Annotated in this window: 26 protein-coding genes; 22 read left to right on the forward strand and 4 right to left on the reverse strand. The window is 31.7% G+C overall.

What is annotated here, in order from left to right; genetic code table 11:
- Positions 1-3 precede the first annotated feature (3 nt).
- The 3 genes from AC1QSP_RS04360 to AC1QSP_RS04370 are packed head-to-tail and all read right to left on the reverse strand — an operon-like array spanning position 4 to position 3,027.
- Positions 4-1,074 carry an efflux RND transporter periplasmic adaptor subunit gene (locus AC1QSP_RS04360; RefSeq protein WP_484079944.1) on the reverse strand — a complete coding sequence of 357 codons (1,071 nt, stop codon included), beginning with the start codon at positions 1,072-1,074 and terminating at the stop codon, positions 4-6.
- 19 nt (positions 1,075-1,093) lie between these two features.
- Positions 1,094-2,425, reverse strand: coding sequence for a TolC family protein (locus AC1QSP_RS04365; RefSeq protein WP_484079945.1), 1,332 nt, complete (start codon positions 2,423-2,425; stop codon positions 1,094-1,096).
- Positions 2,426-2,439: 14 nt separating this feature from the next.
- Positions 2,440-3,027 (reverse strand): TetR/AcrR family transcriptional regulator, encoded by a 588-nt coding sequence (locus AC1QSP_RS04370; RefSeq protein WP_484079946.1) that lies wholly within the window; start codon positions 3,025-3,027, stop codon positions 2,440-2,442.
- Positions 3,028-3,163: 136 nt separating this feature from the next.
- Between AC1QSP_RS04370 and AC1QSP_RS04375 the strand changes: the two genes are divergently transcribed.
- The 4 genes from AC1QSP_RS04375 to dinB are packed head-to-tail and all read left to right on the forward strand — an operon-like array spanning position 3,164 to position 8,305.
- Complete coding sequence (locus tag AC1QSP_RS04375; protein ID WP_484080385.1) at positions 3,164-4,123, forward strand: YpdA family putative bacillithiol disulfide reductase; 960 nt, start codon at positions 3,164-3,166, stop codon at positions 4,121-4,123.
- 23 nt (positions 4,124-4,146) lie between these two features.
- On the forward strand, positions 4,147-4,854 hold the full coding sequence (locus tag AC1QSP_RS04380) for a class I SAM-dependent methyltransferase (RefSeq protein WP_484079947.1): 708 nt from the start codon (positions 4,147-4,149) through the stop codon (positions 4,852-4,854).
- Positions 4,855-4,883: 29 nt separating this feature from the next.
- Positions 4,884-7,202, forward strand: a complete 2,319-nt coding sequence (locus AC1QSP_RS04385; protein ID WP_484079948.1) for a monovalent cation:proton antiporter family protein — start codon at positions 4,884-4,886, stop codon at positions 7,200-7,202.
- A 20-nt stretch (positions 7,203-7,222) separates the two neighbouring features.
- Entirely contained in the window at positions 7,223-8,305 is a 1,083-nt protein-coding gene (gene dinB, locus AC1QSP_RS04390) for a DNA polymerase IV (RefSeq protein WP_484079949.1), read from the forward strand.
- Here dinB and xerA read toward each other — a convergent pair.
- Positions 8,300-9,367, reverse strand: a complete 1,068-nt coding sequence (xerA, locus tag AC1QSP_RS04395; protein WP_484079950.1) for a site-specific tyrosine recombinase/integron integrase — start codon at positions 9,365-9,367, stop codon at positions 8,300-8,302. The genes dinB and xerA overlap by 6 nt on opposite strands.
- 165 nt (positions 9,368-9,532) lie before the next feature.
- Here xerA and AC1QSP_RS04400 point away from each other — a divergent pair, with 165 nt between their 5' ends.
- The 18 genes from AC1QSP_RS04400 to tet(X) all read left to right on the forward strand — a co-directional run bounded on the left by AC1QSP_RS04400 (position 9,533) and on the right by tet(X) (position 25,899).
- Positions 9,533-10,102: a hypothetical protein gene (locus AC1QSP_RS04400; RefSeq protein WP_484079951.1), complete on the forward strand. Its 570-nt coding sequence runs from the start codon at positions 9,533-9,535 to the stop codon at positions 10,100-10,102.
- Positions 10,103-10,317: 215 nt separating this feature from the next.
- A complete protein-coding gene (locus AC1QSP_RS04405) occupies positions 10,318-11,046 on the forward strand; it encodes a class I SAM-dependent methyltransferase (RefSeq protein ID WP_484079952.1) in 729 nt (242 codons plus the stop codon).
- A 339-nt stretch (positions 11,047-11,385) separates the two neighbouring features.
- Positions 11,386-12,168, forward strand: a complete 783-nt coding sequence (gene lnu(H), locus AC1QSP_RS04410; RefSeq protein WP_051021433.1) for a lincosamide nucleotidyltransferase Lnu(H) — start codon at positions 11,386-11,388, stop codon at positions 12,166-12,168.
- A 210-nt stretch (positions 12,169-12,378) separates the two neighbouring features.
- Entirely contained in the window at positions 12,379-12,765 is a 387-nt protein-coding gene (locus AC1QSP_RS04415) for a DUF2750 domain-containing protein (RefSeq protein ID WP_484079953.1), read from the forward strand.
- Between the two features lie 215 nt (positions 12,766-12,980).
- A complete protein-coding gene (locus tag AC1QSP_RS04420; protein WP_484079954.1) occupies positions 12,981-13,727 on the forward strand; it encodes a hypothetical protein in 747 nt (248 codons plus the stop codon).
- Between the two features lie 218 nt (positions 13,728-13,945).
- Complete coding sequence (locus AC1QSP_RS04425) at positions 13,946-14,692, forward strand: hypothetical protein (protein ID WP_484079954.1); 747 nt, start codon at positions 13,946-13,948, stop codon at positions 14,690-14,692.
- 218 nt (positions 14,693-14,910) lie between these two features.
- Complete coding sequence (locus AC1QSP_RS04430; protein ID WP_484079955.1) at positions 14,911-15,438, forward strand: hypothetical protein; 528 nt, start codon at positions 14,911-14,913, stop codon at positions 15,436-15,438.
- A 484-nt stretch (positions 15,439-15,922) separates the two neighbouring features.
- Positions 15,923-16,396 carry a helix-turn-helix domain-containing protein gene (locus tag AC1QSP_RS04435; RefSeq protein ID WP_484079956.1) on the forward strand — a complete coding sequence of 158 codons (474 nt, stop codon included), beginning with the start codon at positions 15,923-15,925 and terminating at the stop codon, positions 16,394-16,396.
- 79 nt (positions 16,397-16,475) lie between these two features.
- A complete protein-coding gene (locus AC1QSP_RS04440) occupies positions 16,476-17,084 on the forward strand; it encodes a DUF417 family protein (protein ID WP_484079957.1) in 609 nt (202 codons plus the stop codon).
- Between the two features lie 229 nt (positions 17,085-17,313).
- A complete protein-coding gene (locus AC1QSP_RS04445) occupies positions 17,314-18,015 on the forward strand; it encodes a DUF6994 family protein (RefSeq protein ID WP_484079958.1) in 702 nt (233 codons plus the stop codon).
- 231 nt (positions 18,016-18,246) lie between these two features.
- Positions 18,247-18,726, forward strand: a complete 480-nt coding sequence (locus tag AC1QSP_RS04450; protein ID WP_484079959.1) for a hypothetical protein — start codon at positions 18,247-18,249, stop codon at positions 18,724-18,726.
- A gap of 729 nt (positions 18,727-19,455) precedes the next feature.
- Positions 19,456-19,839 carry an NTF2 fold immunity protein gene (locus tag AC1QSP_RS04455; RefSeq protein WP_484079960.1) on the forward strand — a complete coding sequence of 128 codons (384 nt, stop codon included), beginning with the start codon at positions 19,456-19,458 and terminating at the stop codon, positions 19,837-19,839.
- 223 nt (positions 19,840-20,062) lie between these two features.
- Positions 20,063-20,428, forward strand: coding sequence for a hypothetical protein (locus AC1QSP_RS04460; RefSeq protein ID WP_484079961.1), 366 nt, complete (start codon positions 20,063-20,065; stop codon positions 20,426-20,428).
- A 214-nt stretch (positions 20,429-20,642) separates the two neighbouring features.
- Complete coding sequence (locus AC1QSP_RS04465) at positions 20,643-21,326, forward strand: hypothetical protein (protein ID WP_484079962.1); 684 nt, start codon at positions 20,643-20,645, stop codon at positions 21,324-21,326.
- A 231-nt stretch (positions 21,327-21,557) separates the two neighbouring features.
- The gene (locus AC1QSP_RS04470; RefSeq protein ID WP_484079963.1) at positions 21,558-21,962 is read left to right on the forward strand and encodes a hypothetical protein; all 405 of its coding nucleotides are present in this window, start codon (positions 21,558-21,560) and stop codon (positions 21,960-21,962) included.
- A 924-nt stretch (positions 21,963-22,886) separates the two neighbouring features.
- Positions 22,887-23,489, forward strand: coding sequence for a DUF4468 domain-containing protein (locus AC1QSP_RS04475; protein ID WP_484079964.1), 603 nt, complete (start codon positions 22,887-22,889; stop codon positions 23,487-23,489).
- A gap of 229 nt (positions 23,490-23,718) precedes the next feature.
- A complete protein-coding gene (locus tag AC1QSP_RS04480; protein WP_003013318.1) occupies positions 23,719-24,582 on the forward strand; it encodes an aminoglycoside 6-adenylyltransferase AadS in 864 nt (287 codons plus the stop codon).
- 150 nt (positions 24,583-24,732) lie between these two features.
- Positions 24,733-25,899, forward strand: a complete 1,167-nt coding sequence (gene tet(X) / locus AC1QSP_RS04485; RefSeq protein WP_330557606.1) for a tetracycline-inactivating monooxygenase Tet(X) — start codon at positions 24,733-24,735, stop codon at positions 25,897-25,899.
- The last annotated feature ends 122 nt before the right edge of the window (positions 25,900-26,021 follow it).

Here is a 26,021-nt window from a genome sequence, read left to right on the forward strand (position 1 = left end):
CGATTATTTTACTACTCTCACTTTTGCTCCATCCGTTAAATTAATTTGACCAGAAGTGACCACTTCAGCCCCTTGTTTTAACCCTGATAAAATTTCGACTTCATCGCCAATCACTCGACCCGAAACCACTTTCGTTAATTTAGCGATTCCATTTTCTACTACGAAAACGGTGTTAGAAGATACACCATTGACAAAAGCAGAAGAAGGAATTACTGCTAAAGCTTTTGTTGCTGCGTCATCATTAGCTTGAGAGAAAACGGCTGTACCATACATTCCGGCTTTTAACTTATTGTTGTTAGAAACTTCCACTTCGACAGGGAAATTAAGTGATGCATCTGCTTTAGGAGCGATGAAGGTGATTTTCCCTACAAATTCGTCATCAGGTAAAACAGAAGCCAAAACTTTTACATTTTGTCCTAGTTTTAAGTTGACAATTTCGCTTTCGTTGACCGAAACTTTTAATTTTAAACGAGAAACATTTACAATATCAAACATTTGAGCACCAGGTGCTACAACAGATCCTGGCTCGATGTAACGTTTGTTTACGACACCTGCAATCGTTGCCTTCACGTTGGTATCACGTACACGTAATCCTTGAGCTTCTACTGCTGCACGTGCATTTTTTAATTGTAAGCGCGAATGATCCACTTGTTGTTTTGTTACACCTCCTGTTTTGTAAGCGTTTTCATAACGTTGATTATCAATAATAGCATTTTGTAAATTATTTTGCGCTTGCGTTAAATCTACTTCAATTGCATCCTTTTTGATGGTTGCTAAAGTTTGCCCCACACGCACATAATCGCCTTCATTTACTAACACTTTCACAATACGACCTGACATTTCAGAAGGGAACGTCATTTCTTGAATGGGTTCAAAATTCCCATTCACGACATAGTCCGTTGATAAGTCTTTGTATTGTAATTTCGCTGTATTCACAGCAATTTCTTCAATTTTAGAAGCCACAATAGCTACTTCGTTTTCTTGTTTCTCTTTATTTTTTTCGATAATATAATATCCACCTCCTAATATAAGAACAGCAGCTACGACCCAAAGTAAAGTTTTACCTAATTTCATTCTATGTATTTTACGTCGATTATTGTATAATTGTGTTTAATTCTCCTCTTGCTTTTAATAAAGCGACTTCAGCAACTTTGTATTCTAATAAGACATTTGAATAATTGTTTTTCGCCTCCGTAAATGCTTGTTCAGCATCAATCACTTCGGTTAAAGTGGCTAAACCATGCTGATAATTGGCTTGTGTATTATTAAATACTTTTTCGGCCAATGTGACATTCTCTTCTTGATTTTTAAGATTAACAATTAAATTTTCAATCTGAGTTTTGGCATTATTATATTCCAAATCAAGGCCCAATAACATGTCTTTGATATCGATATCTAAAGCATCAATATCCAATTGAGCTTGAGCAATTTTAGATTTGGTTGCTCCCCCTGTAAAAATTGGAATTTTTACTTGTAAGGCGAAATTGGCAACATTTGACCAATACGTTGAATTATGCAATGGAAAATTAGAACCAAAACCATTTACCCCATAATTTGCTGCTAAACCAACTGTAGGATATAAAGCTGCTTTAGTAGCTTCTAAATTATATCCCAACAATTCTTTCTGTTTTAACACAGCAGCAACTTCTGTACGTTTGGTATAATCAAATTTTTCTTCTAATAAGTATTCATTGATTTTCACTTCATCTTCAACCAATTCAATTTCAGTATCAATCGGCATTCCCATGTAAAACTTCAAGGCATTTTCCTGCAATTGTACAGCATTAAGAATTTGTTGACGATTTGATTGAATGTTTACTAATCCAACATTGGTACGATCTAAATCAATTTCTTTAGCCAATCCATTATCAAATAAACTTTTGATCACGTTTCTCACTTTCGTTGTATTTTCATACGAAGCATCTACGTTTTTTAATTTTTGTTCCGTTACAAACACTTGATAATAAGCTGTAGCTACACGTTCGATGACTTGTTCATCGGTTAATTGAGCATTGATTTGATAAAATTCTCGGGTTGATTTTGCTGCTTTTAAACCTGTAAAAACCCTTTGATCAAAGATATTTTGGTAAACGGATACCGCGGCGTTGGTATTCCATGGTTGTCCCATTTTAATAACCATCAGTTGATCATTCATTTGTAAGGCTGTTTCTTGTATGATAGCATTATATTGCAATGCACCAGAAGCTGATATTTGAGGCAATGCTCCTGCACGAGCTTCCTTAATTTTTAAATCTCCTCTTTGCACTTCTAATTTTGCCTTTTGTGCTTCCGCTTTGTTTTGCAATGCAAAATCAATTGCTTGTTTTAACGTTAGCGTTTGTTGAGCCGAAACGGTCTGAAAAAAAGCTAAAAGGACGGTAAGGCCTATCCAACGTAACCTTTTGGAACTATTGGTCATTTTCATATACTGTTGTTCAATTAGTTTTTAAATAAAGTTTTTAAAACAATTTCTTTACGATCTTTTAAAAGTTGTTGATATACCTCATCCGTAATTTGTAAATTCTCTTGTAACAACGGACGCATCGCCAATGGAAAATTAATCAAAGACACCATGTTCAATAAAAACTGAATGGGTTCCATCGGTTCGATAATCCCCTCTTCCATGGCTTTTTTAACATTTTTAAAAAATTCCTCTGATTGTTCTTTTACATTTTCTCTTTTATAGGTTAATCCTTGATTAATTTGAGAAACAATATAGGTTTCCAAATACGGATACTCATGATTCATTTCTAAACTGGTATCAATAAAATGTGAGATTTTTTGTTTGAAATCCAAATTGGATAACATGATGGAATCAATCTTACTCACTTCCATTTTTTTAGCTTCATCAAATACTGTTTTGAATAAATTATTTCGTGATCTGAAATAATAATTAATCAATGTTCGATTTACCCCTGCAGCATCCGCTATTTCTTGCGTTGTCGCATTAAATTTACCTTCTTTAAAAAATAAACGTTTAGCTGTTTCTTTGATAATATATTCGGTTTGATCTTTCTTTTCTATCATATCCAATCCTTGTTTTGACAAAAATGTTAAACAAAAGTATTAATACATATTCGTTTAACAAAATTGTCAAACTATTTTAACATAAATTCACGTTTCAAGGACTTCCATAGCCCATTCAATAATTGTACCTTTGATTATGATTTATGATGTAATAATCGTTGGTGGAGGTCCCATTGGTTTGGCCTGTGCCATAGAAGCGAAAAAAAATAATTTAAGTTATTTGATATTAGAGAAAGGGACATTAACCAATAGCTTGTATCATTATCCGTTGTACATGACCTTTTTCTCTACAGCAGAACGATTAGAAATTGGTGAAATTCCATTCAATTGCATCGCTCCAAAACCTGGGCGCCAAGAAGCATTAGAATATTACAGAAATGTTACGCGCTTTTTTGATTTGAACATTCATTTGCACGAAGAAGTAGTATCTCTACAAAAAACTGAACGATTTGAATTTGTTACATCTAAAGCACGTTACGAATCCAAAAAAGTGATTATCGCCACTGGTTTTTATGATGTCCCCCATCGATTAAACGTACCGGGCGAAGATTTACCGCACGTGCATCATTATTTTAAAGAAGCCCATCCCTATATCCTACAAGAAGTTGTGGTTATAGGTGCTAATAATTCAGCGGTGGATGCTGCCCTAGAATGTTACCGTAAAGGGGCAAATGTCACAATGTTGATTCGAGGGAGTGAATTTACCTCGAAGTTAAAATATTGGGTACGACCAGATATTGAAAATCGAATAGCAGAAGGAAGTATTAAAGCTTACTTTAATACTGAAATTGAAGCTTTTACTCCTACACATGTTAAATTTACCAGCAATTCGATACCACAATCAATTCAAGCGGATTCTGTATTGGCCATGACCGGATATGAACCTAACTTTCAATTTTTAACATCTGCGGGAATTACATTACAAGACGATCATTATCTTACCCCTACCTATAACGAAGAAACATTAGAAACAAATGTGGAAGGGTTATACCTTGCTGGAGTTGTCTGTGGGGGATTGCAAACCAATATTTGGTTTATAGAAAACTCGAGGGTACATGCTCAACAAATAATCTCGCATCTAAAAGAAGTGATTTAAATCGATAATCTTATTTTTGCAGCATGAAAGACTTATTTGGACAGGCCATTTTGGATTACCAAACGGAAAACCATCCTGAGAATTTATATACTGAAACATCTATTTCAGAATTAGATGTCATGCCTATTGACTATCTCTTTAGGGACTTTGATGAGATGCCCGCTTTTGAACAAAAAGCATTGACCTTAGCCCAAGGAAAAACGTTAGATGTGGGAGCTGGTGCAGGATCACACACTTTATATTTGCAAGATAAAGGTTTTGAAGTAAAAGCAATTGATCTTTCTCCAAAAGCCATCGAGGCTTGCCGATTGAGAGGTGTAAAGCATACAGAAGCCATTCATTTGTTGGATTTATCTACAGAAGAACGCTACGACACGATCCTTCTTTTAATGAATGGAACAGGAATTTTCCAAAATTTATTTGTTATTGGTGCCTATTTAGAAAAATTAAAAGCCTTGTTGAACGAAGGTGGACAAATTTTAATCGATGGAACTGATATTATTTATATGTTTGATGATGATGATGATGGTGGTAAATGGATTCCTGGGGACAAAAATTATTATGGCGAAGTAGACTTTATTGTCCATTATAAAGGCATGCAAGAAGAACCGATCGAGTGGTTGTATTTGGATTTTGACACTTTAAAAAATGCGTGCGAGCACCATGGATTGAAGTGTAAACGACTGATGAAAGAAGAGGATTCATATTTAGCTAAAATCACTATAAATTAAGCGTTAAACGAAAGTTTAACGCTTTTTTCATGTGCGTTGTCCCAATTAAAATCATTAAATTAGTGGGACTTAATCTAAACGCATATATGGAAGAACACTTGCCAAAAATAATTATCGACTTAGGTTTGATTTTAGGTGTAGGAGCAATTACCACTTTAATATTTAAACGTATTAATCAACCTCTTGTATTAGGATACATTATAGCCGGCTTTTTGGTTGGACCTCATTTCACCTATTTACCAACGGTAGCTGATGAACACAGTATTGAAATTTGGGCAAAAATTGGAGTGATTTTTTTACTCTTTAGTTTGGGGCTTGAGTTTAGTTTCAAAAAACTTCTGAATGTTGGAGGAAGCGCCTCCATTACCGCCCTTGTAGAAATTATTTGCATTATCGCTGTGGGATATTATGCGGGGCAGCTGATGGGTTGGTCGCAAATGGACAGTATTTTCTTAGGAGGATTACTGGCCAGTTCGTCTACAACTATTATTATCCGTGCCTTTGATGAGCTGAAACTAAAACGAAAGAAATTTGCAAACGTTGTTTTCGGAATTTTGATTGTGGAAGATATAGTGGTGATCTTATTAATGGTCATTTTATCAACGATGGCGGTTAGTCAACAGTTTGATGGCGCTGAAATGTTCAGTTCGTTGATTAAGCTTGGATTCTTTTTGGCGGTTTGGTTTTTGGGAGGAATCTTTGTTATCCCATCATTTTTACGTGCCATTAAAAAATATTTGGATGATGAAACGTTATTAATTTTATCCATCGGGTTATGTTTAGGAATGGTCTACATTGCTGATCGTGTTGGTTTTTCGATAGAATTAGGAGCATTTGTCATGGGATCGATATTGGCAGAGACGATTTATGCCGAGAAAATCGAGCATACTTTACAATCGGTTAAAACATTATTTGCTACCATTTTCTTCGTTTCTATCGGTATGATGATTGATCCTGCTTCTATGATTGAACATAAGTGGGCCATTTTAGTTGTGACATTGATTACCATTTTTGGAAAACTTCTTTTTACAAGTATTGGTGCATTATTATCGGGTCAACCGCTAAAGCAATCGGTACAAGTTGGGATGAGTATGGCGCAAATTGGAGAATTTGCTTTTATAGTTGCTGGATTGGGATTGTCTCTTGGAGTAACCAGTGACTTCTTATTTCCTGTAGCTGTAGGGGTATCTGCCATTACCACCTTTACTACCCCTTATTTGATGAAATCTTCTGAAAAAACGTATGAAATTTTAAACAAAATATTACCTCAAAAAGTTTTAAAATCAATTGATCGTTATTCATCCGATACGCAACATATTCAAGATGAAAACCAATGGAAAATGATATTGACTCGAACAATTAAAAATCTGGCGTTGAATACTGTTATTGTTATTGCCATTGCATTTTTTACCAAGAGTTTTATTTTGATCATGCTGTATGATACGGTAAGTCCCTTTCTTGCCAATTTAATTACATTGGTATTAACGTTCTTTATTTCCGCTCCTTTCTTATGGGCGTTGGTGGGAAATCGTGTTTCGAAACAATTGATGACCGATTTCTGGCATGAATCTAAGTACAATCGTGCGCCAATCATCGGATTATTTGCTTTAAGAATTTTATTCATATTGGGATTAATTGTATTTATCTATTATCAATTTTTCTCGAGTGAAATCGCGGTTGCCTTGTTGATTGTCTTTATATTAACGGCTTTGTATTTTTTATCGAAACATTTTAATACCATTTACAGCATTATTCAAAATCGTTTCCTTTATAATCTTAATGAGCGAGAAATCATTGAAGAAAAACGACAAGCACAACTGAAAGATAACTATCAATACACTTGGGATAATACACATATATCTGAGATGGAAGTTCCGCGTCATGCGAATTTTATAGGTGTGCCATTGGGCGAATTGAATTGGCGTACCAAATTCCATATTAATATTGCGTATATCAAACGTGGAGATCGTATTATCCAAATGCCAACGAGTACGGATGTACTTTATCCTTTGGATGAAATTGGAATTATTGGAACGGATGAGCAGATACAAAAATTTGAAAAATACCTAAGCATTATTGGTGAATCGATACCTACAGAATCTGTAAAAGATCGTATTGATATTACGATGGATAAAGTGGTTATCCCGAAAGGCGTTGCTGATGTAGCATACCAAGATGTGGGATGGGTAAAAGATACAACCCATGGTATTGTTGTTTCGATCGAAAGGGATGGAATGATTAGTTACAATCCTGATCGTGATGCCATTATTGAAGCGGGCGATTATCTAACCATTGTAGCTGATAAGAAAAAGTTAAAAGAATTTATCAAAACATATAATTTAAAGTAAGAGCTTATACTTTTGCATTCATGCTTCGTAAAATTATACATATCGACATGGATGCATTCTATGCATCTGTAGAGCAACGGGATCATCCAGCATTGCGTGGACAATGTATTGCAGTAGGTGGAAGTGCGGAACGTGGCGTTGTGGCTACTGCAAGTTACGAGGCACGTCGATATGGTGTAAAGTCGGCTATGCCATCTGTTGTGGCCAAGCGTAAATGTCCAAAGCTAATTTTCGTAAAGCCTCGATTTGATGTGTATCAACAGGTTTCCCAAGAAATTCGGGATATTTTCTATGAATATACGGATTTGGTAGAGCCTTTGTCGTTGGATGAGGCTTATTTGGACGTGACCGAAAATAAGAAACGGATGGGTGTTGCCACCGATATTGCGAAAGAAATTTTACAAAAAATATATGAACGAACACAGCTCACTGCATCTGCGGGAATTTCGTACAATAAATTTTTAGCTAAGATCGCTTCGGATTACCGAAAACCACACGGAATGTTTGTGGTAACTCCTAAAATGGCCTTGGATTTTGTAGCGGAGTTGTCCATTCGAAAATTTCATGGCATAGGAAAAGTTACAGCAGAACGCATGTCGAATATGGGCATACACAACGGCTATGACTTAAGGCAACTTTCGTTGGAAAAATTATTAAAGGAGTTTGGGAAATCAGGGCAATACTATTATCAAATTGCTCGCGGAGAAGATTATCGAGAAGTTAATGCCACACGCATCCGTAAATCGGTGGGTTCTGAAAATACGTTTACAGAAGATCTTACGTCGTTGAACCAATTGCAACAAGGAATTATTCCTGAAGTGGACGATGTTTGGAGATGGTGTTCGAGTCATAATGTGTATGGGCGTACTGTTACTGTCAAAATTAAATACAGTGATTTTTCTGTTGTTAGTAAGAGTAAAACATTGATCCACCCCCTTAAAAATGAATTATTGTTTCGTCAATTGGTGATGGATCTTATGGAAGATGCCTATGATCCACTACAATCTGTACGTTTGTTAGGCGTATCAGTTTCTAATCTTACGGATTATAAATTATCCGAAGGCCGACAATTAGAGATTAATTTTGAACCGACTGATTCATAAACGATCCAATGGCGATTGTATTTTCTGTAACGAATTTTTAGAAACATGTGTATACGTTAAAGTTGTTTTGATACTATTATGCCCCAATAATTGCTGAATTAGCGTAACATCTGTTCCATTCTCTAACAAATGCGTAGCAAAAGAATGCCTTAAACTATGTACACCTACCTTTTTCCGAGAACCACTTAATTCTAAACTCTTTTTAAAAATAGCCTGCACCGACCGATCGGACATTTTATTTCCGTATTTATTTTCGAATAAATAATCTTGTGGACGATAAATTTTGAAATATTCGCGTAAATGAAGTAATAAACTTTCTGGCAGAATAACTATTCTATCTTTTTTTCCCTTTGCAGATTTAATATGTACCAACATAACATTACTATCAATATCCTCGATCTTTAGATTAATCAATTCACTAACTCTTAAACCCATCCCATAAATGCATTTCAAAATCATTTGATGTTTAAAATTGGTTGTAAGATTTATTATTTTCCTCACCTCCTCAACGGATAAAACTTTAGGTAAAATTTTGGGCTTTTTTGGTCGAGGTATTTCAAAAAACATTCGGTGATAATGCAATACTTGCTCGTAGTAAAATTTAATTGCATTCATTCGAGAATTTATGGTAAATTCGGACAATTGCTGCACCTCTGCACAATACAATAAATATCGACGAATGAGATCTTGAGTAATCTCCTTTGGATGGTAATTCTCGAAAGTTTTGAAAAAAGGAATCAGTTCATTACTATACGTTTTGATGGTATTTGGACTATATGCTTTTAGTTTTAATGTTTGCAAAAATCTCTCAAATTCTATTTGATGAGTTTCGGGCAAATCCACAAAATTCTGAAACAACAAATCCTTTATCCCAACACGTTTTCTGTTTTGGTTGTGATCTTTGATGTACCACATTTTACGTGAAGCAGAATATTTTGTAGTTGTTATTTGCCTAATTGGTAAAATTGACGTTTTATTTTGATCAAATTTTACCCAAATAACTTTCTCTCCTTTATGCTCTCCTAATTCGAAAGAAAAATATTTTAAATTGACTTGATTCATAGATTGTCGAAGTTGGATTGTTCTATAAAACTGATTTTGATATAATTTACCAATTAAAATTATATCCCGCTAAATATTAAGTATTTAAATGTGTAAAACAATATTTGTATAGTAAAAATATAATACGTATATTTGAGTGTTAGCTGTAATATTTAATTCACTACTATGAAAATTTTGCATTTATTACTTACAACTATTTTATTCTTTGGTTGTCATGAAAATAAATCTAATAAAAAACTTACTTTAGATTTTGATAGTTTCTCAATTCAAATACCAGAAAAATGGCAAAAAGTAGAATTTCAAGGTGTAGATAGTGAAATTGGTGGATTTATAACTGAAAATAACGACACTATAAGATTTGATCTAGGCTACTATTCAAATAACCTTGAAGATAGAATTCCTATTTTAATGGATAGTGCATTATGGGAATCTTCAAGTGAGGAGATGAAAGAAAGTTATAAAAAAGCTAATTACGTTATGGTCAAAGATGTACATAAAGTTGATAACGATATTTTTAGAACAACAAATATTGCTTGGGATACAATTGATGGTTTAAAATGTAAAATTAAATATCCAATAATTAATGGAAAAGGTATTACAGGTGTATATTTTGACAGCATATCTCAAAGTGAATATGATAAGAATATTAAACTAACACTTTATGGAATTAACTTAAATGTGAAAGAACAAGAAGAGCTTCAAAAAGCTATTAAAACAATAAGGTTTAAAAAATAAATACTACAGCTAACAAAGTATTTCGCAAAAAACGGGCTGAAGGTTAACTTTTATATCATAATTTTCCCCTCGCAAAATTGCTTTTCTTAAAACAATACACTAATTTAGTTTTAGCCAAGCAATTTGCTTGAACGGACGTACTTGAGCTTTCGCTCAAATTCTCCCCGTTCTTCGCAAATACTCGGCTCGTTAGGTGCAATCATTATCAAAAACTCGTGCAGAAAAATATAAACATTTATGAACCTGAATTTGTAAAAAATCTTTTTAATCAAATGTCTAGTTCATACGACAGAATGAATTTTATTACATCATTTGGGTTTTCAATTTTATGGCGTAAACAATTTATTAATAAAATTGACCATTCGAATAATGAAATTAAAGTACTTGACTTATTGTCTGGACTGGGCGAAAATTGGAATATTTTGATTAAAAAGTATCCAAATGCAGAATTTATTGGTTTAGACTTTTCAGATGAAATGGTTACAAAAAGTCGAGAAAAAAGTCTGAAAAAGTTTGGTAATAGTTTTAAAGTATTGCAGCAAAATATATTAAAAAATAAACTTAGAAGTAACCAATTTGACAGGATTTATAGTGCATTTGGATTAAAAACTTTCAATGAAGATCAATTAAATATTTTAGCTGAAAACTTAAATAGGATTTTGAAAAAAGACGGACAATTTTCATTTATAGAAATTTCTAAACCCAAAAATCCAATCCTATTATTTTTGTACAGTTTTTATTTAGGAAAAATGATACCAATTCTTGGGAAATTGTTTTTAGGTAATCCAGATGATTATAAAATGCTTTGGACTTATACGGAAAATTTTAAAGATTGTACTGTTACTAAAAATATTTTTGAAAAACACAATCTCGAAATTGAGTATCATGAGTACTTTTGGGGTTGTGCAACTGGAATTACAGGAAGAAAAAATGACTGCACCTAACAAGGTATTGCCAAAAGCGGGGCTTAAGTGCAAAATTCAAGGTTCTACCCTACTATTACGCCAAAAACGAATTTTATTCGTTTTTGTATTGTAAATTTAACTCACAAAAATTCGTTTTGGCTCGCCTCGGTGCAAAATCGAAACTTACAGCTTCGATTTCCCCGCCTTCGGCAATACCCAAAACGTTAGCGGTAATTTTACCAAACAGAATGTTGAACATAAAAAAATATAATCCGATGAAGCTATAAGTAACTGTTCAAAATAAAAAAAGTGAAACTTTTTTATTGCTTTCAAAAAGCAGTGAGAATTTCTATTATCAACTTTTAAAAATTAGAAGAAATGACGCAGTTACAAATGATTAACAAAACAAAATCTATAGCTCAACAAGACGAAAATGTTTCCGCTGTTTTTATGTATGGTTCATTTACTAAAAGCGAAGGAGATAAATATTCTGATATCGAATTTTACATCTTTTTAAAAAATAAAGAAAATTTCTCGTCGGAAAAATGGGTAAATCAAATTCATCCTGTGGCTTTATATTTTACAAATGAATATGGAAGCGAAGTTGCTATTTTTGAGAATATGGTCAGAGGCGAATTTCATTTTTTAAAAACGGAGGAAATTGAAATTATCAAATCTTGGGACGGAATTGTTGCATTTAGCGATTTTGACCAAATGAACCTAATCGACAAAGACGGACATTTAACGAAAACACTAAATCAAATCAAAACGAAATCGCCCGAAAGAATAACAAATGAAAACATCTTGTGGTTAAGTCAATCATTACTGAATGTTATACTGACAACAAGCAACTTAATTAAGCGAGAAGAATTTGCTCATGCTCATCATAGTTTATCAAATGTTCAGAAATATTTGCTTTGGCTTATTAGAGCAAGAACAAACAAAACCCAACATTGGGAAAGTCCAACTAAAAGTCTTGAAAAGGATATTGATACGACTTGGTATTTTGCGTATAAAACAGTAACATCGGATTTAAATCCTAAAAATATAATTTTAGCTTTTGAAAACTCATTAAATTTATCGGAAAAACTATTTGACGAACTAAATATTGAACCAAAAATGAAAGAAATCCTACATGAAATAAGAAAAAACTACCGCTAACATCGGTTTGGCGAAATGGCGGGTTATGGGAAATATAGAAAGTTCGTACATTTTTTGTCGCAACAGCTTTTTATATTTCCTTTTTTGTTAATTTAGTAAATAATAAAAAGCTGTTGCTCAAGTTAGTGAAAGATTGAAAGTTTTGGCTTTCTAATCCGCCACTATCGCCAAGCCGCGGCCCGTTAGCTGAAACCGCACACAAAAATCCGTATGAAAATTAATATTCAAGAAATTGAAAATGTTTCTAAACTAAAACCTTTAGATAGATATAAATATTTCATTAAAAAATTGGCTGATTTTGAAATCTTTTACACTTTAAAAGACGAAAATGAAAATTATATAATTTCTGAGCTTGAAAATCATCAACTTTTCCCTCTATGGAACTTTAAAGAGTTTGCAGAATTATGTTTAATTGATGAATGGAAAAACTTTGAAATTGCAGAACTAACTCTTGATGATTTACAAAATGAAATAATTGATTTAATTTCAGATGAAAATTATTTACTGAATGTTTTTCCAGTTGGTTTGAAAACCGGATACGTTGTTAATTTAGAAGAATTTGTACGAGACTTAAAGGAAGAATTAGATAAATATTAATGCGGCATCAGCTAACATAGTATTTGCGAAAAACGGTCTGAAAGTAAACTTTCATCCCATCTTTTTCCACTCGCAAAATTGCTTTTCTTAAAACTTTCAATTAATTTAGTTTCAGCCAAGCAATTTGCTTGAACGTACGAACTTGAACTTCGTTCAAGTTCTCTCCCGTTCTTCGCAAATACTCGGCTCGTTATGCAACATTTTTTTCAGAAACTATGATTAAAAAAACTTTTCTACTACTAATTTCATTTCTATTTATTTGTTGTAATAAAAAAACTGAGAAAGAGACAGAAATATTACTAATTGCTTCTGACAAAAATTCATTTGAAAATCAGAGTGTATCAACATTTAAGATTTTCTCTGATAGTACTTATGTTTTAAATATCACTGTGAATGGAAATTATTATGACAAAGTGGAGAATTTTAGAGGTCATCTAAAAATAAAAAATGACAGTATTGAATTTTTCCCATCAAGATTAGAATTTGGAAAATCAAAAAAAGCATCCTTAAAAAATGGTTATATCGATTTTTTTAATGATGGAATGACATTTAGAATGAAAATTGATTCTACAAAATTAAAGGTCAACAATTTGATTGATTTTTCAAAATTCCAAAACTATGCTGTTTTTAACTATGAAAAGGAGAACGAAAATGATAAGAACGAAAACATAGATTTAAGCGAGACAGATATTTATGAGATTGAAAACTTTCTAAAAGCTGAATTTAAGGATAATACTAACATTTACCCATACAATAAATATCTAAAGCAAATTGTCGCATATAAAAATGTTAAAGGTGAGAAATATGTTTATATAAAATGCTTTTGTGAAGATAAATATGAGTTGGAAAGTTTTAGAAAACATATTATTCAAATGCATGACGGAGGAAAATGCAATATTTTTATTTTATTAAACTTAACAAAGAAAAAAATAGAAGTTTTTAATGTTGCAGGATTGGCTTAAAAAAACGTCGCATAACACAGTATTTGCGAAAAAACGGGCTGAGAGTAAACTTTCATCCCATCTTTTTCCGCTCGCAAAATTGCTTTTCTTAAAACTTTCAATTAATTTAGTTTTAGCCAAGCAATTTGCTTGAACGGAACGAACTTGAGCTTTCGCTCAAATTCTCTCCCGTTCTTCGCAAATACTCGGCTCGTTATGCAACATTTTTTTCAGAAACTATGATTAAAAAAACTTTTCTACTACTAATTTCATTTCTATTTATTTGTTGTAATAAAAAAACTGAGAAAGAGACAGAAATATTACTAATTGCTTCTGACAAAAATTCATTTGAAAATCAGAGTGTATCAACATTTAAGATTTTCTCTGATAGTACTTATGTTTTAAATATCACTGTGAATGGAAATTATTATGACAAAGTGGAGAATTTTAGAGGTCATCTAAAAATAAAAAATGACAGTATTGAATTTTTCCCATCAAGATTAGAATTTGGAAAATCAAAAAAAGCATCCTTAAAAAATGGTTATATCGATTTTTTTAATGATGGAATGACATTTAGAATGAAAATTGATTCTACAAAATTAAAGGTCAACAATTTGATTGATTTTTCAAAATTCCAAAACTATGCTGTTTTTAACTATGAAAAGGAGAACGAAAATGATAAGAACGAAAACATAGATTTAAGCGAGACAGATATTTATGAGATTGAAAACTTTCTAAAAGCTGAATTTAAGGATAATACTAACATTTACCCATACAATAAATATCTAAAGCAAATTGTCGCATATAAAAATGTTAAAGGTGAGAAATATGTTTATATAAAATGCTTTTGTGAAGATAAATATGAGTTGGAAAGTTTTAGAAAACATATTATTCAAATGCATGACGGAGGAAAATGCAATATTTTTATTTTATTAAACTTAACAAAGAAAAAAATAGAAGTTTTTAATGTTGCAGGATTGGCTTAAAAAAACGTCGCATAACACAGTATTTGCGAAAAAACGGGCTGAGAGTAAACTTTCATCCCATCTTTTTCCGCTCGCAAAATTGCTTTTCTTAAAACTTTCAATTAATTTAGTTTTAGCCAAGCAATTTGCTTGAACGGAACGAACTTGAGCTTTCGCTCAAATTCTCTCCCGTTCTTCGCAAATACTCGGCTCGTTGTATGTAATTGTAAAAAAAATCTATGAAACTTAAATTTATATATTTTCAATTATTAATTTGTTTATTTTTAACGTCCTGTCATGGTTTTTTAAATGTGACAGGACATGTTGTTGATTCAGAAAATAATCCAATCGAAAACGCTGAAATTTACTTAATATTTAAAAAAAATGATACTATTAAATATCTAGGAAATAAAGTCAACACTAAAAATTCAGACTCATTAATAACAAAAAATGATTTCTTAGGACAAAAATATATTTCAGGGTTATTAAAGACTAATAATGAAGGTTTTTTCAATTCGAAACATATTTATGTTGGTTGTGTTCCTAAATGTCCAAAGATCAAAATACTAGTAAAAGATGGAAATGATTATGTTCTCACAGAAATAAAAAATTTGAGAAATGATAGTTTAAAAATACAAATCGAAAATCAAAACGTTAGAATTAATCATACTGAGAAAACAACTACATACAACATAATATTTGCAAAAAACGAGCTGAAAGTAAACTTTCATCCCATCTTTTTCCACTCGCAAAATTGCTTTTCTTAAAACAATAAACTAATTTAGTTTCAGAAAAGAGCAATTTGCTTGAACGCACGAACTTGAGCTTTCGCTCAAATTCTCTCCCGTTCTTCGCAAATACTCGGCCCGTTAGCTGTAATTTTAAAAAACGTCACTTTTGAACCAGATTACCATACAAAACACTAATAGCCATAACTTTTTAAAGCCGATAAACTGTCCTTTTTACCAAATTTTGGTATTTGATACTTCGGCAAAGTTTGAAATTAATTTGACTCAATATGTATGTTCTAGCTCTACAATTTTATTTCTTACTCCTTACCAACAATTTAAATGGCTTGATGCTAATAAAACAGAATTGATATTAATTCAGTTTCACGGTGATTATTATTGTATTGAATATCATAAAAATATGATTTCGTGCAACGGAATTTTATTCAATAATATTTACGAAAAACCTTTTTTCAATATCAATAAATCCTATTATGATGAAATTGTAAATACAATTGAAAAAATGAAAATCGAGATTCAAAATGAAATAGTAAGCCCATTTACGGATTCGATTGTTAAATCTTATTTGCAATTAATATTGTCAATTTCTAGTAAAGAAAAATCAAAATATCTCACTGATTTAAATCCTAATGAGTTACCTAATAAAGATTTGATTCAATTTCAAGATTTGGTAGAAAAGCATTACAAAACGGAAAGAAGTATAGCATTTTATGCGGCTGAATTTTCTTTATCAACTGATGCTTTCAGTAAAAAAGTAAAAAAACAGTTCTCAAAATCACCTTCACAACTCATTAATGAACGTGTAATTTTAGAAGCTAAAAAATTACTTCATCTCACTTATAAATCAATCAAAGAAATTGCTCAAGAATTGAATTTTGAGGATGAATTTTATTTCAGTCGATATTTTAAAAAGAATGTTGGCGTTTCACCAAGTTCATACAGAAAAAATGTAGGCATTTCAATCGTGGCAAAATAGTCTAGGTTATTCACTGATTTGTCTATTCTTTTTGACTTAAGCGTGTACTAAATTTGCTAGCATCATTAATATACATCAAGTGAAAATTTTAGCATTATTTTTAGCGTCTCAACAATCCAACTTTATCAATTTAATTCGTATTTCCATCTTTGTTGTTATGGCTTGGATCGGAGGATTAAAAGCGTATCAATATGAAGCAGATGGCATTGTTCCATTTGTTACCAATAGTCCATTGATGAGTTTTTTCTACAATAATTCAGGGAAAACAGCATTAAATGAAAATGAAAAAAACGTTGCTGAATATACATTGCATAAAAATCCTGAAGGAAAAACCGTTCAGAAAAATATAGATTGGCATCAAGAAAATGGAACCTATTTATTTTCTTATGGCTTGGGTAGTGTAATTTGCATCATTGGTTTATTCGTATTATTAGGCATTTGGTTTCCTAAAATCGGTATGATTGGAGGTCTTTTAACTTTTGGGATGTCATTAGTTACACTATCATTTCTTATTACAACTCCAGAAGTTTATGTTCCCAATTTAGGAGGAGATTTTCCAACGCCACAATTTGGTTTCCCTTATCTTTCTGGAGCAGGCAGACTAGTCATAAAAGATATTATTATGTTGGCCGGAGGATTAATTATTGCATCGGATAGTGCAAGAAAGTTAACAAAAAACTACAGCTAACACCGTATTGGCGAAATGGCGGTTTAAGGGAGAAATTGAAAGTTTCTCCTTTTTTTGTCGCAACAGCCTTTTATATTTCCTTTTTTCATAAATTTAGAAAATAATAAAAGGCTGTTGCTTAGCTTAGTGCAAGATTGGAAGTTTTGGCTTTCTAATCCGCCACTATCGCCAATACGCGGCCCGTTACCTGCAATGCATCCAAAAATTGCGCATAATACTGAAAGTTTAAATGATTGAAATCGACATAAATTTTGATTTTAGAAAAGATAGCCTTTGTGGCGATCCAGATTCTGACAGTCCAAAACTTTACGAAATTCATAAATATTTATGGAGTAAAGAACTTCCTTCAGAACATTCCTTCTCATTAGAAACTTTAAAAATTGGAGGTAAATTTGGTAGAATTGTTTTAAAAAATAATTTAATTGATAATCTTTCAAGTGACAGAATGTGTCCTCATTTTGTTGGAAAATATAAAGGTCGATTTGATGATTGGTTAACTGAACAAGAAAGAGAAGAATTTAAACATATAGCAAGAACAATTGGAGGACATATTGTTTTTCCTGCTCATAAGAAAAATGGTTTCACAATTAATCAAGCTAGAGTTGTAAATCGAAAAATAAGTGATAGATTTGACTTAACACTTGAATGTATTAGATTATTTTACTTGAACGAACAAAGTCCACTTTATAATGCTATTAGTCGTTATGAGGAATTTTTCAAACTTTTCGTAAACTTTGAAAATTATATAAACTTCTTTTTACTCCAAGATTTTGTAACTGAAAACTACGAAGTAAAATTTTGTCTTCCATTTGACAATTTTGAACGTTCACCCTTACCACAAAATGTTGAAGAATATAAATCTTATAAAACAGAAACAATCGATAAAATAATTAAAAGAAATAATCGAATAATAAATATGCACAGCAGGTAACATCGGCTTGGCAAAATGCGGGGTTAAGTGCAAAATTGAACTTCTCGCCTTTTTATCCGCCAAAAGCTGTTTGCTTTTGTTTTTTTTATTAAATTTACCAAAAGGCTCACTGCTTTGGCTACGTATCGGTCTGAATTGAACTTTCGCTCAATTCAAGCCCGCACTTCGCCAAGCCGCGGCCCGTTAGCTGTAATGCTTTAATCAGCCGTCATAAACAAATTTTTGTAAATAATGAACAAATTTGAATATAATGGAACTTATGCCGATTGCTATGTATTAAATGACAATAGAAACGAAAAATTTATATTTGAATTCTTGAATCATTTTATTCCTGAAAGAAATGAAAGTGCTAGTGAATATGAGTATCCCCAATATGAAGATGAAACAGAGTTTATTTTTCAAAATGATTATCAAATAATAAGATTCTTAGTTCAAAATTCAAGTGCAGAATATTCTCTTTATTGGAACAATACAAAAAACGAAGACTTAAAGGGAGCAATGATTTTTTTCACAACTGATAAGAAAATAATATTTGGTTTATATTGTAATACTCTAAAAAATAGTACTAAAATTGAAGATGAATATTACGAGGAACTTAAATTATTTACTCAAAGTAAGTATGGATACATAAACTACGAACAAATTCCAGAAATGGATACGACTGAATTCATAAAAATCGCAAAAAATTATTATAAAAAGCACTACAGCTAACAAGGTATTGCCAAAAACGGGGCTAAAGAGCAAAATTCAAAGTTTGTGCTACTATCTCCGCCAAAAACGAATTTTATTCGTTTTTTATTTTTAAATTTAACTCACAAAAATTCGTTTTGGCTTGCCTCGGTGCAAAATCGAAACTTTCCGCTTCGATTTCCCCGCCTTCGGCAATACCCAAAACGTTAGCTGCAAGTGTGCTAGCAAATTACATATGTTTTTTAACAACAAAAATTAAATAAATATGGAACATCCAAATACACAGAATAATTGGTATTTAAACCCCAAAAAAAATGTTTTAATTATATTTTGGGTATTTGCTTTAATTGGTTTGTTTTTATGTTTAGCTTCTATGACTAACTTTTTCACTGAATCTCCGTTTAGAACTAATTATTTAATGATGTGGTTATTAATAGCTTCAAGTTTATTCTCAACTGTTAAATTGACTGCGAATTATTTTAGGAATTCTAAAAGCAATATATAATTTTATATACTTTCTTTAATTCACCAGCAGCTAACATACTATTTGCGAAAAAACGGGTTGAAAGTAAACTTTCATCCATTATTTTTCCGCTCGCAAAATTGCTTTTCTTAAAACAATAAACTAATTTAGTTTTAGAAAAGAGCAATTTGCTTGAACGTACGAACTTGAACTTCGTTCAATTTCTCTCCCGTTCTTCGCAAATACTCGGCTCGTTAGCTGTAATAGTTCCAAAAATTCCTCAAAAAATGAAACATCTATTGATTCTTCTATTTTTAAGTATAATTAATATTTCTTGTGCTCAAGAAAATAATCAAAAATTAATTCTTGGAGAAAAATATGCTAAAGAAGTTTTAGAAGAAACACTAAAAAATAATAGAGTTCATAATGTAATAGATAACAAAACTCCTATTATTAAAAACGACTCAACAGCTATAAAAGTTGCGGAATCAATTTTGTTTGAAATTTATGGTGAAAATAATATCATCAATCAGAAACCGTATAAAATACACAAAATTGAAAACTACTATGTAATCTCTGGAACTCTTCCTAAAAATTATGTTGGAGGAACATTTTTGATAATAATTAATTCTTTAAATAGTGAAATTATTAGAATAACTCACGGAAAATAACTACTACAGCTAACATCGGCTTGGCAAAATGCGGGTTTAAGTGCAAAATTGAACTTCTATCCTTTTTATCCGCCAAAAGCTGTTTGCTTTTGTTTTTTTATTAAATTTACCAAAAGGCTCACAGCTTTGGCTACGTTTCGGTCTGAATTGAACTTTCGCTCAATTCAAGCCCGCACTTCGCCAAGCCGCGGCCCGTTAGCTGCTATTTTTAAATTCAGAACTTATGAATAAAAACAATCTGATATATATTTTTATAATTTGCTTTACTTTAATTAGTTGTGGTAAAAATAGAATTAAATTAATCTCTGAAAATTCTAACTTAATTTTACCAAAAGATTTTAAAATATTACAAAATGAAACTCAAAGTACAGGAATCGCAGATTTTGAAATTAATATTATGTTACAATTTGACGAAAATAATTTTCAAAAAATAATTCATCAAGTAGATTCATTAATTTTGGTAGATCCAAATTGGAAATCAAATAATAATGAATATTATTATGAGAATTTCACAAATCAATCAGAACCATCAAATATTAAAATATATAAGCATAACAAAACTTTAAAGTTTGTCTTCAATCATATCTAATAAAAAAACATCAGCTAACATAGTTTTTGCAAAAAACGGTCTGAAAGTAAACTTTCAGCCCATCTTTTTCCACCGCAAAATTGCTTTTCTAAAAACTTAAACTTAAATTAGTTTTAGAAAAGAGCAATTTGCTTGAACGTACGAACTTGAACTTCGTTCAAATTCTCCCCGTTCTTCGCAAATACTCAGCTCGTTATACGACATTTTACCCGAAATGACCGAACAGAAATTAAAAGAATATTTTGAAAATAAAATTACGATAGATGATTTAAAATCTGACGTAAAAAATAGCCAAACTAAAACTGGATTTGACACAACAAGTGTTTACGTTGAACAGATTAATGACGGAGAATTTGAAGTTCGAAAAGAACATTTAATAAAATTGTGTGATGATTTTATTGCTCAAAAACTTGATAGTGAAGATTTAAATGCTATTGCTTTTTCACTAATTGCTTCTGAATATTTTGATTGGAATGGAGACGAAATAAGTAATGTTATTTTCGATTGGGATAATCCAATAATTGGATACGACATAAATATAAAAAACGTTCAATTATGGAAAGAATATCTTGAAAATGGAAACTACAATCTTGACAAAAACGAATTAAAAGAAAAATTTAGAAGCAAGGGAAAATTTCTAAATCTATATCAACAAATTGACCAGATATTGTGGGAAGATTGGGATCCAATCGGAGTTAATGATATTGCTCCAAGAGATGAATATCAAAGTTATACTCCATTAATTCTCAAACTTGTAAAATCTAATTCTGATACAACTAAAATTGCAGAAAAACTTCACGAAATTGAAACGAAAACAATCGGAGTTTTAGGAAATTATGAAAGTTGCTTAAAAGTAGCCGAAAAAATAAATAATATAGAAAAGAAAAACGTCGTATAACATCGCATTGGCAAAATGGCGGGTGAAGTGCAAACTTCAACTTTTGTGCATTTTATTCCGCCGAATGTGTTCCACATTCAGCTTTTTTTAATAATTTAGCTTCTGTGGAAACACATCGGCTACGTTACTGCTAAATTGAACTTTTCGTCCAATTTATCCGCCACTTCGCCAATGCGTTTCCCGTTAGCAGAAATATTTCCCCTAAAACTGTTTAAAATACTAAAATTTGAAATGTGTATATTAGAAATTTATAGTGATACCGATTCGTTTAAGGAATTTATAAAAACAACTACTTTACCAAACTTTAAAATTGATGAAAAAGGTGAATTTACAAATTCTCTAAAAAAAAGATTAAACGAAAATTATATTATATCAATTAAAATATCAAATAAAGAAATGGACAATTTGAATGGTCAAATTAATGATGCTATTCAATTTCTTAATATAAACTGTATTGAATTAGAAAAATTAGTCTCTAATCATAAAGTAACATTTTCATACTTAAGATTTGGAGTATCAATAAATGAAAATCAAGCTATTTTACGAAATTATTATCCAATTGAACTTTTAAGATTAGTAAATAGATTAAATTTTGAAATTGAAACAGCAATTTATAATGGAAACTCATTTAAATAAAATACTTCTGCTAACATGGTATTTTGCGAAAAACGGTCTGAAAGTAAACTTTCAGCCTATGTTTTTCTCAACGCAAAATTGTTCTTGTTTCAATTTATTTCTTAAATTTATAAAAACAAAAGAGCAATTTGCTCAGTTCGTGACGAATTTGAACTTCGTTCAATTTCCTCCCGTTCTTCGCAAATACTCGGCTCGTTAGCTGTAATTATAAAATCTCTGAACCTATAAAATGCTATTCTCAATTAAGAAAGTTCTATCTGCATTGATAATTATAACTTTAATGTCTTTCATAATAGAATCTCCATTCAGAAAGAGTGGAATTACTGAAATTTCACAATATTTTATATTAGTAATAACTTTTGGTTTATCTTTAATTTATTCAATTCAAAAACATAATAATGAATTTAGTAAAATTCAAAAATCGGTAAAATTCATATCGATTATATTATCATCTGGAATTGGCTTAGTAATAAGTATGATAATAAGTCGTAATTATTTAGAAAAATTGTATGGTTTAGATTTCCGACTATATCTAAATGAAACGTTTTCTAATTTTACATTTTTTTCCATTGCATTTATAATATCTGCATTATTATTAGAAGTCTTTAATAAGATACTTAAAAGTTATAACTACAGCTAACATCGGCTTGGCAAAATGCGGGGTTAAGTGCAAAATTGAACTTCTCGCCTTTTTATCCGCCAAAAGCTGTTTGCTTTTGTTTTTTTATTAAATTTACCAAAAGGCTCACAGCTTTGGCTACGTCTCGGTCTGAATTGAACTTTCGCTCAATTCAAGCCCGCACTTCGCTAAGCCGCGGCCCGTTAGCAGAAATGTTTACACAACAAAATACAAAATAGGGTTTTCCGTAATAGAATAAAAAAATAAATAATATTTTTACAATCCTAAATTTTAATTTTTAAACTATGAAAAAAACAATTTTACTACTCTTTTTAACATTATTTAGTGTTATATCTTATGCACAATCTGCAAAAGAAATGCTCGAAGAAATTAAAGGGAAATGGGAATTGGATGATAATGGAAATGTAACTTTTGTAAAAATTATTGAAGCTCCAGGACTGTCAAAAGATGATATATATAATAGAGCATTTAATTATTTTACCTATAACTATGTAAGTGGAAAATCTGTAATTCAAAATCAAGATAAAGAAGCTGGATTACTCGTAGGTAAGGGAATATATGACAATGTTCATATCGGGATTTCAATAATTACGACATATGTTGATGCATGGCATATTTTACGAGTTGATGCAAAAGATGGAAAAGCAAGAGCAATAGTAACATTAACTGAATATGAGAAAAAAATTACAGGAGGAAGTACTCCACCATCATATTCTACTATGAAAATCGCAAATGAATATCCTATAAATGAAAAAGGAGGTCAAAAAACAGTAATGTCAAAAGCGTTCTATAAATCTTATCAAAAAGCAATCAAAACTCTTGAAGGTGTTGAAAAAGCTATAAAGGAAGGAAGTACTTCAAAAGCTGTTGAAAACTCTGATTGGTAATAACAACACTTCTGCTAACATCGCATTTGCAAAAAAACGGGCTGAAAGTAAACTTTCAGCCCATCTTTTTCCACTCGCAAAATTGCTTTTCTTAAAACAATAAACTAATTTAGTTTCAGAAAAGAGCAATTTGCTTGAACGCACGAACTTGAGGTTTCGCTCAATTTCTCTCCCGTTCTTCGCAAATACTCGGCTCGTTGTACGACATAGTAAAACCGAACCAAACAAAATGAAAGTCAGAGAAGAAAAGTTAAGAACAATTATAGAATGGTCGGAGAAAAACGAAGATGTAAGAGTTCTTCTTCTGACAAGTTCACTTGTAAATCCTTTAGCACTTGTTGACGAATTTAGTGATTTAGACATTGAATTTGTTTTTGAGGATAATACAAATTACATTTCAGACAAAAGCTGGACGCTTAAATTCGGAAATCCAATTGCTATGATTGAAGAAGACGAAAGTTGTTTTAACCATAAACACGCAATGAAAATGCTACTTTATGAAGACGGTGTGAAAGTAGATTTTAAACTTTACAGCAAATCAAAATTTATAAAGGAAACGCAAGAGAAAGAATTACCAGAAGATTGGGATATTGGTTATAAAATTTTAATTGATAAAGATGGTATTACAAAGCAAATGCTGAAACCAACTTATCAAATTTCCATTATCAAAAAACCGTCTGAAAAAGAGTTTCAAAATCTAATAAACGATTTTTGGTGGGACACAACTTACGTGGCAAAGTGTCTTGTGAGAGATGAAATATTCTATGCGAAATTTATGTCGGAAACCGTTATTCGCACAGAATATTTAATTCCTTTAATTGAATGGCACATTGCAAGTGAACACAATTGGAACATAACGACCAATAAATATGGACGGCTTTTCAAAAAGTATCTTAACCAGGAAATGTGGGCTAAAACAGAACAAACATTTTCAGGGAGCGATATAAAGGAAAATTGGACTGCTCTATTTTCAATGACTGATTTAGTTTCAGAAATAGGAACTGAATTGTCAAAAAAATTAGAGTACAAATACCCGGATAAATTAGAAAATGACATACGAAAATATTTAGCTGGACTAAAACCCAAAACATAACTACGTCGTACAACATCGTATTGGCAATAGGCGGGCTGAACGGCTTCGTATCAACGGAAGTGCAAAATTCAACTTCTGTTCTTCGATTAAAGTTCAGTGCTAAAAATCCCGCCCATCGCCAATACGCGGCACGTTATGGGCCATTTTTGAATGACAATGCGAATAGATACAGACAAACAAATGAATTTACTTAGTGATAAGAACGTTGCAATAATTGGTGGCGGCCCCGTTGGGCTGACTATGGCGAGATTGTTACAACAAAACGGCGTAGACGTTACAGTTTACGAAAGAGACAAAAATCGGGATGCCAGGATCTTTGGCGGGACACTTGATCTGCACAGGGATTCGGGACAGGAAGCAATGAAAAAAGCAGGATTGCTGCAAACGTATTATGACTTAGCTTTGCCAATGGGTGTAAATATTGCTGATGAAAAGGGCAATATTTTAACCACCAAAAATGTAAAGCCCGAAAATCGGTTCGACAATCCAGAAATAAACAGAAATGATTTAAGGACTATCTTATTGAATAGTTTACAAAACAATACCGTCATTTGGGATAGAAAACTTGTTACCCTTGAACCTGATAAGGAGAAGTGGACACTAACTTTTGAAGATAAACCGAGTGAAACAGCAGATCTGGTTATTATTGCCAATGGTGGAATGTCTAAAGTAAGAAAATTTGTTACCGACACGGAAGTTGAAGAAACAGGTACTTTCAATATACAAGCCGATATTCATCAACCAGAGGTGAACTGTCCTGGATTTTTTCAGCTATGCAATGGAAACCGGCTAATGGCTGCTCATCAAGGTAATTTATTATTTGCGAATCCTAATAATAATGGTGCATTGCATTTTGGAATAAGTTTTAAAACATCTGATGAATGGAAAAGCAAGACTCTGGTAGATTTTCAAGACAGAAATAGTGTCGTTGATTTTCTCCTGAAAAAATTTTCCGATTGGGATGAACGCTACAAAGAACTGATTCGTGTGACATCATCTTTTGTAGGGTTAGCGACACGAATATTTCCCTTAGGTAAGTCTTGGAAAAGTAAGCGTCCATTACCCATAACGATGATTGGAGATGCTGCTCATTTGATGCCTCCTTTTGCAGGACAAGGCGTAAACAGCGGGTTGATGGATGCCTTGATATTGTCGGATAATCTGACCAATGGGAAATTTAACAGCATTGAAGAGGCTATTGAAAATTATGAACAGCAAATGTTTATCTATGGCAAAGAAGCACAAGAAGAATCAACTCAAAACGAAATTGAAATGTTTAAACCCGACTTTACGTTTCAGCAATTGTTAAATGTATAAAATGGAATAAAACGGCACATAACAAACAAATTGGCAATAGAGCCGGTGAAGTACTTCTATTGAACTTTTGTGCAATGTTGAAGATTAGTAATTCTATTCAACATTTGTGCTAAAAGTCGGCT

It is taken from the genome of Faecalibacter sp., from assembly GCF_057177045.1.

What these genes read in the sequence shown, in the direction of transcription:
- xerA (WP_484079950.1), bottom strand. Translation starts at nt 9,367, where the DNA reads ATGAATCAAGTCAATTTAAAATATTTTTCTTTCGAATTAGGAGAGCAT.
- AC1QSP_RS04435 (WP_484079956.1), top strand. Translation starts at nt 15,923, where the DNA reads ATGAAAATCGAGATTCAAAATGAAATAGTAAGCCCATTTACGGATTCG.
- dinB (WP_484079949.1), top strand. Translation starts at nt 7,223, where the DNA reads ATGCTTCGTAAAATTATACATATCGACATGGATGCATTCTATGCATCT.
- AC1QSP_RS04365 (WP_484079945.1), bottom strand. Translation starts at nt 2,425, where the DNA reads ATGAAAATGACCAATAGTTCCAAAAGGTTACGTTGGATAGGCCTTACC.
- AC1QSP_RS04425 (WP_484079954.1), top strand. Translation starts at nt 13,946, where the DNA reads ATGATTAAAAAAACTTTTCTACTACTAATTTCATTTCTATTTATTTGT.
- AC1QSP_RS04400 (WP_484079951.1), top strand. Translation starts at nt 9,533, where the DNA reads ATGAAAATTTTGCATTTATTACTTACAACTATTTTATTCTTTGGTTGT.
- AC1QSP_RS04370 (WP_484079946.1), bottom strand. Translation starts at nt 3,027, where the DNA reads ATGATAGAAAAGAAAGATCAAACCGAATATATTATCAAAGAAACAGCT.
- AC1QSP_RS04465 (WP_484079962.1), top strand. Translation starts at nt 20,643, where the DNA reads ATGACCGAACAGAAATTAAAAGAATATTTTGAAAATAAAATTACGATA.
- AC1QSP_RS04470 (WP_484079963.1), top strand. Translation starts at nt 21,558, where the DNA reads ATGTGTATATTAGAAATTTATAGTGATACCGATTCGTTTAAGGAATTT.
- AC1QSP_RS04385 (WP_484079948.1), top strand. Translation starts at nt 4,884, where the DNA reads ATGTGCGTTGTCCCAATTAAAATCATTAAATTAGTGGGACTTAATCTA.
- AC1QSP_RS04380 (WP_484079947.1), top strand. Translation starts at nt 4,147, where the DNA reads ATGAAAGACTTATTTGGACAGGCCATTTTGGATTACCAAACGGAAAAC.
- AC1QSP_RS04450 (WP_484079959.1), top strand. Translation starts at nt 18,247, where the DNA reads ATGAACAAATTTGAATATAATGGAACTTATGCCGATTGCTATGTATTA.
- AC1QSP_RS04445 (WP_484079958.1), top strand. Translation starts at nt 17,314, where the DNA reads ATGATTGAAATCGACATAAATTTTGATTTTAGAAAAGATAGCCTTTGT.
- AC1QSP_RS04455 (WP_484079960.1), top strand. Translation starts at nt 19,456, where the DNA reads ATGAAACATCTATTGATTCTTCTATTTTTAAGTATAATTAATATTTCT.
- AC1QSP_RS04360 (WP_484079944.1), bottom strand. Translation starts at nt 1,074, where the DNA reads ATGAAATTAGGTAAAACTTTACTTTGGGTCGTAGCTGCTGTTCTTATA.
- AC1QSP_RS04430 (WP_484079955.1), top strand. Translation starts at nt 14,911, where the DNA reads ATGAAACTTAAATTTATATATTTTCAATTATTAATTTGTTTATTTTTA.
- AC1QSP_RS04375 (WP_484080385.1), top strand. Translation starts at nt 3,164, where the DNA reads ATGATTTATGATGTAATAATCGTTGGTGGAGGTCCCATTGGTTTGGCC.
- AC1QSP_RS04460 (WP_484079961.1), top strand. Translation starts at nt 20,063, where the DNA reads ATGAATAAAAACAATCTGATATATATTTTTATAATTTGCTTTACTTTA.
- AC1QSP_RS04475 (WP_484079964.1), top strand. Translation starts at nt 22,887, where the DNA reads ATGAAAAAAACAATTTTACTACTCTTTTTAACATTATTTAGTGTTATA.
- AC1QSP_RS04415 (WP_484079953.1), top strand. Translation starts at nt 12,379, where the DNA reads ATGAAAATTAATATTCAAGAAATTGAAAATGTTTCTAAACTAAAACCT.
- AC1QSP_RS04480 (WP_003013318.1), top strand. Translation starts at nt 23,719, where the DNA reads ATGAAAGTCAGAGAAGAAAAGTTAAGAACAATTATAGAATGGTCGGAG.
- AC1QSP_RS04420 (WP_484079954.1), top strand. Translation starts at nt 12,981, where the DNA reads ATGATTAAAAAAACTTTTCTACTACTAATTTCATTTCTATTTATTTGT.